The sequence below is a fragment of the Ruminococcus sp. CAG:379 genome, assembly GCF_000434255.1.
GTDB classification, from domain to species: domain Bacteria; phylum Bacillota; class Clostridia; order Oscillospirales; family Ruminococcaceae; genus Ruminococcus_F; species Ruminococcus_F champanellensis.
Window position 1 is genome coordinate 1 of record NZ_FR894928.1, and the last position, 11,147, is coordinate 11,147.

The following is an 11,147-nucleotide window of genomic DNA, read 5'->3' on the forward strand; positions in this document are numbered from 1 at the left end:
CGGGACTGATGTTTCATTCGGATCTGCCACTTTACCGTAACTGAGTAATCCATGATCATCGATCACATCCATTTTTTCACGGCAGCGGTGATAGGGTATGTACCGAAGAAACAGCCAGGCAACATTGATGATCGCAAACACAGACAAAATGATCAGCCGTTTGGCTGTTATATATTTTTTCATTTTATAGTGCCCTCCTTCTTGTTCATTTTTTCTGATTAAATCTGTGTCTATAGTATATACCACAAATTCGGCCTTATCAAGTACTTTTTTACAGTTTACCTGATAAATCCCTGGAATTTGTGAGCCAAAAGAAATGACTGACAAACAGAGCACATGCACATCACCGTGCATTTCCTGTTTGTCAGTCACTTTATTTGCAGATTACTCCTGCACCAGGATTGCCTTGACAGCAGCAAGATCCGCTCCGTTCAGCAAACCATCCCGACAAAGATCCCCTGCCTGCCAATCCGCAAGCATGGTGTCCGGTACAGCCAGCAGCCACCGCTGCAGCAGCACAACATCCGCCACATTTAGCTGTCCATCGCCGTTCACGTCTCCCAGCACAAGCTCTGACTGCATCCGGATACCGTTTTCCTTCCCGTAGGAAATGGCGGCCGGACTGTCTGAATCGATCACGAAGCCGGGCTGCAGCTGATAGCCGCTGCGGTAGCGATACCCAAAGCTGCGAAGTCCAAGCTGGGCATCCCCCTGGATCCCCACCCTGTACAGGCTGTCGCAGTCCAGAAAGGCGTATGCGCCTACACTGGTACAACTTTCCGGAATGGTAATGTCCGTAATGGCATCACAGCCGCAGAACGCACGTTCCTCGATGATCGTCAGACGCTCCGGCAGTCTCAGCCCCTGGAGCCGGGGACAGTCAAAGAACGCATATTGTTCAATGGCATACAGGGACGTCGGCAGATTCACCGTTTCCAGGGAAATGCAGTGGGCAAAGGCAAACCGGCTGATGTGGGTCACCGTGTCCGGGATCACCACAGACCGCAGCTTTGCGCAACGTTCAAAGGCATACCAGTCCACCACCGTCACCGGCTTCCCTTCAATCTGTGCCGGGATCTCGATCTGCTCTGCATCCTTCTCACAACCGGTGATCCGAACGCCGGATTCCGTCACGGTATAGCGCAGATAATCCAGGGAGGTTTTGTTCCACTGGATGGGTGGCTCCGTTGTCAATTGCTGTGTGTTCCCCTGTGTCAGGTTGGATACATCCACCGTAAAGCTGCGCTTTTCAGAAACATTACCGCACACATCGACGCATTCCACCTCGTAAACCTGCTCCCCCTTCGTGTAGTCGTAATCCACCCACACATTCTGGCTGGCATTGCCGCCGACCTTGACCGAGGGCACGATATAATCATACAGCGTGCCGTTTTTATACAAATTGGTCTGGGCAACCGCTGTGTTATCGGTCATACCGAAAAAGGTAAACTGAGGGTAACGGCTTCCCTCCCGTTCCACCAGGGTCACATCCACCCGGGCAGGCGGCGCAGGCGACTCCGTTTCAATGGTTCCGGTTTTCAGATATTCCAGAAAGCATTGATGAAATGCCGGCAACGTGTTATACGGAGAATAGTGATGGGGATAGGCGAAGCAGAACAATGCGTCTACATAAGGATCTGCAATTTCCAGCCGCTGTGTAAAATCCCGTACCGTTTTGATGCCCGTATAGGAAACTCCGTGGGGCGACTGCATACGTGCTGCATCCGGCTGTACAAACATTTCTGCATTGGTTCCCAGCAGCAGCCTGGTGCCTCGCTTTGCATTGGCACGATCCACCGCATCCCGGTATGCCGCCGTCCATTGGGCAAGATGCGCCGGATCCATGCCGCCGCCTCCGCAGCTATCCTGGGGACACAGCATATCCCCATCCCGGAAGGGGATCCGGGTCAGTACCTCTGTCCAATACTCTGTAAAGCGATCCGGATTGATGCTGGCATAGCCATATCCAAAGATGTTTACATAGGGGCTGAACAGCAGAGGCATGCTTGGATCCAGCTGATTGCATTGCTCCAACACCAGAGTGAACATTTCCTCCAGTCCCTCCGCATAGGCATCAGTGCCCGTGTCCGTGTCCATATAAATGGTATTGTACAGCTCCGTCACAAAGTAAAACCCGTAGTAGGTATCCGGATACGATGCTTTATACTTATTATATAGTTCCGAGGTGATCTGATTGCACTGCTCCATATACTGCCGGTTCGCTTCCCTGCCGGCTTCAGAGGCAATGTCACTGTTCCAGGCACAGTCCAGACCCATGCCCAGATACAGCTTGATGTCGTATTTGTCACAGTAAAACAAAATCGGCTCCAGTGCGTCGTACACCGTGTATCCGCTGAGGAAGTCCAGCTCTGAGGGGTAGTACACCGTCCAGCTACCATCCGCATTGTGGTTTGCCACATCCCCCATGATCAGATACTGGATGCCGGTGTCCTTCATCGCCTGCATTTCCGCATCCCACTGGGCATCATCATAGGTCATATACAGCCAGGGCTGAATGAATGTACCGTCCAGGTGGGTAACATGGTTCTCCTCTCCTGCGGCTGCGGCATGAGGCAGCATGCTGCAAGCCAATGCCCATGCTGATGCAAGGGCGCAAACTGTGTTTCGCAAATGCATATGCACCATCCTTTCTCATTGGTAAATATGATAATCTGATTATAGCACAGCACACTGGGATTTGCAATGCGCTCCTTGACAAAATCGTAAATTTACCTTACAATATAAGTGAAAGAGGATGATACTATGAAACAGACCTGTTATACATACCGGATCCTGCGATTTTTGTTTACGCCCCTGTTCCGGCTGCTGTACCATCCCCACGTCATAGGCAGCGACAATATTCCTGCCACCGGGGCTGTGATCCTGGCAGGGAATCATATGCACGCCCTGGATCCGATCCTGATTGACACCTCCACCAAGCGTATAGTCCGTACCCTTGCCAAAAAGGATCTTCACGACGGTCCCTTTGGCTTTGTGTTCCGGGCGGTGCATACCATTCCGGTGGATCTGCACAGCAAGCACAACCCGGCAGCTTTGCATGCCGCTGTCTACGCTTTGCAGCAGGGGGATGCGGTGAATGTATCTCCGGAGGCAAAGCGCAATTACACAGAGCAGCTGCTTTTGCCATTTAAATACGGGGCGGTGGTCATGTCCGCAAGAGCCCATGCCCCCATTATCCCCTACGCCATCACCGGTACATACAAGCCCTTTTCCGGCGGCGTTACTGTGCGATTCGGCACACCTTTTTATGCTTCCGATGATCTGACCGCCGCCAACCGGGAGCTTTACAACCGGATCGCAGCGCTTTTGCGCCGCAGCATGGAACCGACAGTGCTGGCGCAAAAACAGTTTACTGAATTTGATGAATGGAGCATTGGACATGACAAGACATCTTGAATATCCGGACTGCTCCCTGTATGGGCAAATCGCCAAAACTGCCAAAGCATACCCGGACGGCTGCGCACTTTCCTATTACGGCAGACGGATCACCTACCGAAAGCTGATAGAGATGATCGATCGGTGTGGAGAGGCATTAAGCAGCCTGCATATCCAAAAGGGAGACAGCGTGGCGGTGATCCTGCCAAATATGCCCCAGACGGTAATCATCTTTTATGCCCTCAATAAGCTGGGGGCGGTGGCAAATATGATCCACCCCCTTTCCGCCCGGGGCGAAATAGAATACCATTTGCAGCTCAGCGGCAGCAAAGTGATTCTGGCACTGGATGGCATTGCAGAAAAGCTGGAGGGTCTGTCGGCGGATACTATTATAATAGTATCCCCGGACAGCTTTATGCCCCTGCCCCTTCGCATTGCATACCGGATCCGCATAAAAAGGGAACCGCATGACCGGATGGATTGGCACGCACTCATGCAACAGTCCGGCGCTCCCGTCACCGATATGGGCAAAGGCGCTGACGGTGCAGCAGTGCTTTACACCGGAGGCACCACCGGCAAGCCAAAGGGTATCCTGCTGACCAACCTGAATTTCAATGCCCTGGCACTGCAAAGCATGGATGCCTGCGGCTGTCTGTTGCCCGGTGATCGGGTGCTTTCCGTGATGCCTATGTTTCACGGCTTTGGTCTGGGCGTATGCATCCACACGGTGTTGACCTTCGGCGGCACCGCCATTTTGTTGCCCCGGTTCCATCCCAAGGAATTTCACAGGCTGATCGCCAAATACCGCCCCAACGTAATCGCCGGGGTGCCGTCTATTTATGAGTATCTGCTGCGGAGTGACCTCGGCAAGCTGAAGCTGGATTTTCTCAAGGTCGCCATCTCCGGCGGAGATTCTCTTGCAGTCAGCACCAAGCGGCAGCTGGATCGGATACTCCGGCAGCATGGCAGCTCCGCCCGGATCCGGGAAGGGTACGGTTTGACCGAATGCGTCACCGGCTCCTGTCTGATGCCCCAGGAAAGCGAAAAAGAGGGCAGCATAGGTCTGCCCTATGCGGATACAGAATATCAGATCTATGACAACCAGCATCAGACAGCCCTGCCCCCTGGAGAACTGGGCGAGATCATTCTCCGGGGGCCGACGGTGATGCAGGGATATCTGCAAAATCCGGAGGAAACTGCCCAGGCACTGCAAACCCATGCAGACGGGCACACATGGCTCCATACCGGAGATCTGGGGTGCATGGATGCAGACGGATATATCTACTTCAAGCAGCGTTGCAAGCGAGTGATCGTTTCCAACGGCTACAGCATTTACCCTCAGGCCATTGAAAACGCCATTCTTTCCTGTCCGGAGGTATCTGCATGCGCTGTGGTAGGGGTGCAAGATCCCATCCGGGGACAGCTTGTACAGGCGTTTGTGGTTTTGAAGGAGCATGCCGCAACGGAGCAGACCGAGCAGGCGCTCCGGGAGATCTGCCGGGAACAGGTGGCTGTCTATGCTCTGCCACGAAAGTATGTGTTCCTGGAGGCTCTGCCGAAAACCCTGGTGGGTAAGATCGCCTACAGTCAGCTGGAGGCAATGAGCAGTGAGGAGGAGGATACATGAAAGAAATCCGGAAGGTGCTTCTGATCCACCCGGAGATTTCCCGGACAAAGTATAACTTTGCGGGCGTCATCGACAACGAGCCACTGGAACTGGAGTACATCGCCGCCCTGCTCCGGGAACGGGGTGTGGACTATGCCATCTGGGACGGACAGGTGGAGCGCATCTCCGCCGCCGAGAAGCTGAAAGCCTACATGCCTGATCTGGTCTATGTCTGCGGCCGCACCCGACAGGAACGGTTCATGCTGGAATACTGCCAGTCAGCAAAGGATCTATGCGGCAGTGTCACCGTCATTGGCGGATTGCATGCACAGCAGTGCTATGCCCGGATGTATCAGAACTGCGTGGACTATATTCTCGTTTCCTTTGATATATTCCAGTTGATACAGCTGATACAGGGCACACCGCCGGAACAACTGGAGGACATGTGCCGGCGCACGGAGGATGGCTGGCACACTGCCGCCCCCAAGCCCTTTGACATTCAGCGGCTTCCTCTGCCGGATCGAAGCTATTTTCTCACCCATACCGACCGATACCGATATCTGGAGCTGCTGCCCTGTGCCCATGTGCGGACTGCCTACTGCTGTCCCTACCGGTGCAGCTTCTGCAGCCGGAACAAGCTGAACTGCGGAGTGTATACCTGCCGGGACATCCAGGATGTGGTGGAGGAAATTGCCCGGATCCCCTGTGAGAACATCTATCTGGTGGACGATGATTTTCTGGTGGATGAGAAGCGCATCCGCCAGTTTATCAACCTGATCCGGGAGCGGCAGATCTGCAAGCGGTATGTGTGCTACGGCAGGGCGGACTTTATCGCAAGGTATCCGGAATTGATGCAGCAACTGAAGGAAATCGGCTTTTACTACATTCTCACCGGGCTGGAGGCGCTGGACGATCAGCATATGACCGCCTACAACAAAAAATGCGATATGGACTGCAACACAAAGGCAGTGGAGATCCTTCACAACGTGGGGATACATATGATGGGCATGTTCATTGCGGATCTGGACTTTACCGGAAAGGATTTCCGCAGCATGTACCGCTGGATCAAAGCCCACAAGCTGCGGCATGCGGCAGTGTCCATCTTCACACCGGAACTGGACAGCCCCCTGTATCAGCAGTATGCAGACCGGATCCTGACAGAGGATCCCGGCGCCTGGGACTACCTGCATGTGGTGGCGCAGCCCGGCAGACTGAGCCTGCGTGCCTACTATTTTCACTACCATGTACTGCTGATCCGGCTGTTTCTCCGGGGCTGGCGGGACGGCATCTATGACTTTGTGGATTACGGATACTACATCCGCTCCTTTGTAAAAAATATGTTCCGGTTCGGAGGGTAATATGGCGTATCAAAATCCGGCGAAAAAAATCATTCCCAGCAAGCTGGAAACTGGAGTACAGCAGTTTCTGTACAAGCATGTGGGAAGGTATATCCCCGGCTGGATGACCCCCAATCAGGTAACTCTGATTGGCGCATTGGGCGGTTTGTTCGCCATTGTCTGTACAGCACTGACCCGGCTGTCCTCATGGTTCTTTCTGGGCACCATTCTGGGACTGGCAGTGCATCTGGTGGCGGACGACCTGGACGGCTATGTGGCACGGCAGCGACAGATGGCGTCCCGGGCAGGAGCATACTTTGATCTGATTACGGATGTGCTTCTGTCCACCTTTCTGCTGATCGCTCTGGGCTTCTCCCCCTATGGCAGCCTGGAGGTCATGATCTTTGCAGCACCGGTGTACGGCATCGTGAACGTCACCGCCATGAACTACATTCTCTACTGCAACGAATTTCTGTTCCCACGGCTGGGACCCATCGAAGCACACATTTCCTATGTGCTGGTGTCCATACTGAGTATGGCAACCCATGGACGGGTGCTGTTCACCCTGTTTGGAGTATCCTTCCGGATCGCTGACGTAATTGTGGCGGTGGGGCTGATTCCCATGTACTATGAAATGGTCCGGCTTCAGATTCAGCTGTTCCGCCAACTCAAGAAACAGGAGAAGTCATGAACCGAATTTACATTGTTCTGATCCGTGCCCATACGGGACTTGCACGCATCGGCAGGCTGGTAACCGGATATCCATACACCCACATCGGGGTGTGTCTGGATCCTTCTCTGACAGATTTTGTCACCTACTCCCGCCGGTTTCACAATCTGCCTGCCTGTGCCGGGTTTATGCACGAAAAACGGGACTACTACGCCTTTGGCAGTTATCAATGCTTCGGAGCAAAGGTATTCCGACTCTCTGTGGGAGAGGATGCTTACCGGCGGATCCTCCGCTTCATCCGGCAATGTGAAACAGACCCGCAGCAGCTGTTCAACCTGCTGTCCATGGCGACCATGCCGGTGCTGCACGGATTTCCCATCTACAAGGCACATAACTGTATGAGTTTTACTGCAAAGGTGCTGGAGCTGTCCGGACTGTTCCACATGGAACGTCCCTACTATCAATACACCATCCGGGACATGGATCAGCTACTGGAGGGAACCTGTATCTTTGAGGGCAGACTCCGGCGAAAGAATTCCCCCGGATACGCCACTTATATGCAATCCTTCCCCTTGTATCGGCGGATCGGCTCCGGCATCGTCCTGACCGGCAGGCTGGTGGGACGGATGCTGACCCACAAAGGAGGAAACGGAAATGCATGAAAATCCCCTGGGCAGTCTGCTGAAAAACGGTGCTCTGCTGCGGATTCTGGAAGCGGTCAATGGACTGGAAGCCTATGTAGCGGAGCATGCCTTTGCCCCGGATGCGGAGGGAAACCAGATTACCTTTGACGGACTGTGGCTCAGCGGTCTGTGTCATGCAGCCGCAGCAGGTATGCCGGACGACGGACGCATGCCGCTTTCCGAAAAGCTGACGGCTGTCCGGACGATCCGCCGGGTCAGTCAAAAGCCCCTGCTGGTGGACTGCGACAACGGGCAGGGGGACTTTTCCCATACCGCAAGGGCATATGCCAAGGCAGGAGTATCCGGTCTGGTGGTGGAGGACAAATGCGGACAAAAGCACAACTCCCTGTATGGCAGTGCCCGTGTCCAGTTGCTGGAGGATCCCCGGATCTTTGCTCAAAAGCTATCGGATGCCAAAGCCCATGCACCTGAGATCCTGCTGTTTGCCAGACTGGAAAGCCTCATTGCCGGACAGAGCATGGAGGACGCACTGGAACGGGCGAATATCTATGCCAAAGCCGGTGCGGACGGCATTGTGATCCACAGCCTGGACAAAACCGGCGAGCAGGTACTGGAATTTTGTCATCGGTGCAAGCAGCTGCTGCCGGAAATGCCGGTGGCATGCATTCCCACCATGTACCCACAGCTGTCCTGTCATACCCTGCACCAAGCGGGAGTGGATATGGTGATCTACGCAAACCATCTGACAAGAAGCGCTTACAAAGCCATGTGCCTGACCGCCGGATCCATCCTTGCCGCCGGCAGCAGTGGGGAGGCGGATCAGCAGTACTGCGCACCCACAACGGAAATTCTAAGGATCACGGAGGAGGCAGCCCATGATTGAACCGTCCCTGTTTTATCAGTCCCTTTACGAAAAGGGCATGGATTTTTTCACCGGAGTTCCGGATTCCCTGCTCCAGGCTCTGTGCGCCTGCCTGTCTGAACGGACAGGCAGAAACTATGTGATTGCCGCCAATGAGGGGAACGCTGTTGGCATTGCCGCCGGTCATTACCTTGCCACCGGGAAGCCCGGGGTGGTGTTTCTGCAAAATTCCGGCATCGGCAACGCAGTGAATCCCCTGCTGTCCCTGGCGGATCCCCTGGTGTACCGGATCCCCATGCTGCTACTGATCGGCTGGCGTGGAGAACCGGATACACAGGATGAACCCCAGCACAAAAAACAGGGGCTGGTGACAATACCCCTGCTGGAGAGCATGGGGATCCCCGTCCGGATTCTGGATGCAAACTGGGAGGATGCATTGCAGGATGCAGCAAAGCACATGCAAAACGGTAACATCCAGGCACTCCTGATCCGCAAGGGCACTTTTTCCGAATACCCATTCCAGCCTGCCCCCTGTTCCTTCTCCATGACCCGGGAGCATGCCCTTTCCGTGATCCTGTCCTGTCTATCTCCGGAGGATTTTGTAGTATCCACCACGGGAAAAACCTCCCGGGAGCTGTTTGAACTGCGGCAAGCCGCCGGACAGGGACATGGACAGGACTTTCTCACCGTAGGCTCCATGGGACATGCCTCCTCCATTGCCCTGGGGCTGAGTCTGGCATCCTCCAAGAACATCTATTGCATCGACGGGGACGGAGCATTTCTGATGCATATGGGCGCATGTGCGGTGAACGGCTGTACCGGGGGAGACAATTTCAAGTATATCGTCCTCAACAACGGCTGTCATGAATCTGTGGGCAGACAGAAAACCGTGGGGTTCCGGATTCATATGGAGGCCATTCTGGAGGGCTGCGGCTTTGCGGTATGCAGGGCGGAAACTGAAGCCCAGCTTCGCCAGGGTATAAAACGCCTTGCAAAGCAAAAGGCTGCACTGGTGGTGTATATCCGCCCCGGATCCCGAGCCGATCTGGGCAGACCCACCTCCACCCCCGAGGAGAATAAGCATTGCTTTATGGAGGCGATCCAGGCATGAAAGCTCTCATTTTCAATTCCGGCACCGGTAGCCGGATGGGTACGCTGACTGCAAACAAGCCAAAATGCCTACTCCCCCTGCCCGGCGGCGAAACCATTCTATCCCGACAGTTGCGACTGCTGTCCCGGCATGGCATCCGGGAGGCAGTCATCACCACCGGTGCATACACCGGACTGATCCGGCAGCAGGCGAAATGCGACTGCATGGAGATTACCCTGGTGGAAAATCCCCGGTACGCCCACACCAACTATATTTACTCCATGTTCCTGGCGGAGCCCACGATTGCAGGGAATGACCTGCTGATGCTCCATGGGGATCTGGTGTTTGAGGAACAGGTGCTGACAAGACTGCTGGCGGCATCGGGCAACCGATGCTGCGTGGATCTTTCCGCCTCCCTGCCGGAAAAGGATTTCAAAGGGCGGCTTCGGGATGGATGTTTGCAGGAGGTATCCGTTCACATGTTCGGGCAGGATTGCTTTGCCTTGCAGCCCCTGTATAAGCTGGATGCAGCAGCCGTTCATGCATGGTTCCGAGAGGTGTCCGCATGGGTTCGCCGTGGACAAGTGCAGGTTTATGCAGAAGAGGCGCTGAACCGGATCCCGGAACAGCTTCACATCCAACCTCTTGCCTGTGACGGTCTGCTGCTGTCGGAGGTGGACACCCCAGAGGATTACCAAGCAGTATGGGAGGTGCTGAACCCATGCAAGAACTGATCGTGCCGGGCAATGCCTATGCCGGACTGGACGCATACCTGGAGCGGCACCAAATTACCAGGCTGTTTCTGGTGTGCGGAAACTCCATTGCACAGCTTCCCCTTTGGGATCACCTGACTGCCCTGGAGCAACGGCAGAACATCCGGATATTCCGTTTTTCCGACTTTCGCCCCAACCCGGATCTGAGCTCCGTCCAACTGGGGGCAGCGCAGTACATCGCCCATGCATGCAGCGGCATTGCCGCAGTGGGCGGAGGCAGCGCCATAGACGTGGCAAAATGCATCTGGCGGGAAACCGGAACACCCGATACGCCCCTTCTGGCGATTCCCACCACCGCAGGCTCCGGCAGCGAAGCCACCTCCTTTGCGGTGATCTACAAAAACGGAGTCAAGCAGTCGGTGGAAAACTGCCTGCCCAATGCAGCGATGCTAGATCCCACCCTGCTGCGGACGCTGCCCCTGTATCAGCGGAAAGCCACCCTGCTGGATGCTCTGTGTCACGGCATTGAATCCTGCTGGTCGATGCATGCCACACCGGAAAGCAGAGCCTATTCTGTCCGGGCGATCCGACAGGTGCTGGAGCATGCGGAGGGGTATCTGACCAATCAGGATGCCGGAAATGCAGGCATGCTCCAGGCGGCAAATCTGGCTGGCAAGGCGATTCACATTGCAAAAACCACCGCTGCGCACGCTATGTGCTACCGGCTCACGACCCTGTTCGGCGTTGCACATGGACATGCTGCTGCCCTGTGTCTGTCCGCTCTGTTTCCGGAGCTTCTCCGGCATTCTCTGCCGGAACAGGCAGCCGC

Annotated in this window: 11 protein-coding genes; 9 read left to right on the top strand and 2 right to left on the bottom strand. The window is 55.0% G+C overall.

The window, feature by feature from the left end; all coding sequences use genetic code 11:
* On the bottom strand, positions 1-372 hold a 372-nt coding region (locus QVO51_RS10420; protein WP_288168193.1), incomplete at its 3' end, for a hypothetical protein.
* A gap of 12 nt (positions 373-384) precedes the next feature.
* Positions 385-2,637 (bottom strand): DUF4434 domain-containing protein, encoded by a 2,253-nt coding sequence (locus QVO51_RS10425; RefSeq protein WP_022358340.1) that lies wholly within the window; start codon positions 2,635-2,637, stop codon positions 385-387.
* A gap of 126 nt (positions 2,638-2,763) precedes the next feature.
* Between QVO51_RS10425 and QVO51_RS10430 the strand changes: the two genes are divergently transcribed.
* The 9 genes from QVO51_RS10430 to QVO51_RS10470 form a co-directional block, all read left to right on the top strand.
* Complete coding sequence (locus QVO51_RS10430; protein ID WP_022358341.1) at positions 2,764-3,417, top strand: lysophospholipid acyltransferase family protein; 654 nt, start codon at positions 2,764-2,766, stop codon at positions 3,415-3,417.
* Entirely contained in the window at positions 3,401-5,023 is a 1,623-nt protein-coding gene (locus tag QVO51_RS10435) for a class I adenylate-forming enzyme family protein (RefSeq protein ID WP_022358342.1), read from the top strand. Before QVO51_RS10430 ends, QVO51_RS10435 begins: the two co-directional genes overlap by 17 nt.
* On the top strand, positions 5,020-6,360 hold the full coding sequence (locus QVO51_RS10440) for a B12-binding domain-containing radical SAM protein (protein WP_022358343.1): 1,341 nt from the start codon (positions 5,020-5,022) through the stop codon (positions 6,358-6,360). Before QVO51_RS10435 ends, QVO51_RS10440 begins: the two co-directional genes overlap by 4 nt.
* Position 6,361: 1 nt before the next feature.
* The gene (locus tag QVO51_RS10445) at positions 6,362-7,030 is read left to right on the top strand and encodes a CDP-alcohol phosphatidyltransferase family protein (protein WP_022358344.1); all 669 of its coding nucleotides are present in this window, start codon (positions 6,362-6,364) and stop codon (positions 7,028-7,030) included.
* Positions 7,027-7,671, top strand: coding sequence for a hypothetical protein (locus QVO51_RS10450; RefSeq protein WP_022358345.1), 645 nt, complete (start codon positions 7,027-7,029; stop codon positions 7,669-7,671). The genes QVO51_RS10445 and QVO51_RS10450 overlap by 4 nt, the downstream gene beginning before the upstream one ends.
* Positions 7,664-8,536 carry an isocitrate lyase/phosphoenolpyruvate mutase family protein gene (locus tag QVO51_RS10455; RefSeq protein WP_022358346.1) on the top strand — a complete coding sequence of 291 codons (873 nt, stop codon included), beginning with the start codon at positions 7,664-7,666 and terminating at the stop codon, positions 8,534-8,536. Before QVO51_RS10450 ends, QVO51_RS10455 begins: the two co-directional genes overlap by 8 nt.
* Positions 8,529-9,626, top strand: a complete 1,098-nt coding sequence (gene aepY, locus QVO51_RS10460) for a phosphonopyruvate decarboxylase (RefSeq protein WP_022358347.1) — start codon at positions 8,529-8,531, stop codon at positions 9,624-9,626. The genes QVO51_RS10455 and aepY overlap by 8 nt, the downstream gene beginning before the upstream one ends.
* The gene (locus QVO51_RS10465; RefSeq protein ID WP_022358348.1) at positions 9,623-10,339 is read left to right on the top strand and encodes a phosphocholine cytidylyltransferase family protein; all 717 of its coding nucleotides are present in this window, start codon (positions 9,623-9,625) and stop codon (positions 10,337-10,339) included. The genes aepY and QVO51_RS10465 overlap by 4 nt, the downstream gene beginning before the upstream one ends.
* Positions 10,327-11,147 (top strand): phosphonoacetaldehyde reductase (locus QVO51_RS10470; protein WP_288168203.1); only part of this gene is annotated, 821 nt, incomplete at its 3' end. The genes QVO51_RS10465 and QVO51_RS10470, both read left to right, overlap by 13 nt.

Bases quoted from the DNA above. Each gene is read 5' to 3' on its own strand.
- QVO51_RS10425 (WP_022358340.1), bottom strand. From the start codon at position 2,637: ATGCATTTGCGAAACACAGTTTGCGCCCTTGCATCAGCATGGGCATTG.
- QVO51_RS10430 (WP_022358341.1), top strand. From the start codon at position 2,764: ATGAAACAGACCTGTTATACATACCGGATCCTGCGATTTTTGTTTACG.
- QVO51_RS10435 (WP_022358342.1), top strand. From the start codon at position 3,401: ATGACAAGACATCTTGAATATCCGGACTGCTCCCTGTATGGGCAAATC.
- QVO51_RS10440 (WP_022358343.1), top strand. From the start codon at position 5,020: ATGAAAGAAATCCGGAAGGTGCTTCTGATCCACCCGGAGATTTCCCGG.
- QVO51_RS10445 (WP_022358344.1), top strand. From the start codon at position 6,362: ATGGCGTATCAAAATCCGGCGAAAAAAATCATTCCCAGCAAGCTGGAA.
- QVO51_RS10450 (WP_022358345.1), top strand. From the start codon at position 7,027: ATGAACCGAATTTACATTGTTCTGATCCGTGCCCATACGGGACTTGCA.
- QVO51_RS10455 (WP_022358346.1), top strand. From the start codon at position 7,664: ATGCATGAAAATCCCCTGGGCAGTCTGCTGAAAAACGGTGCTCTGCTG.
- aepY (WP_022358347.1), top strand. From the start codon at position 8,529: ATGATTGAACCGTCCCTGTTTTATCAGTCCCTTTACGAAAAGGGCATG.
- QVO51_RS10465 (WP_022358348.1), top strand. From the start codon at position 9,623: ATGAAAGCTCTCATTTTCAATTCCGGCACCGGTAGCCGGATGGGTACG.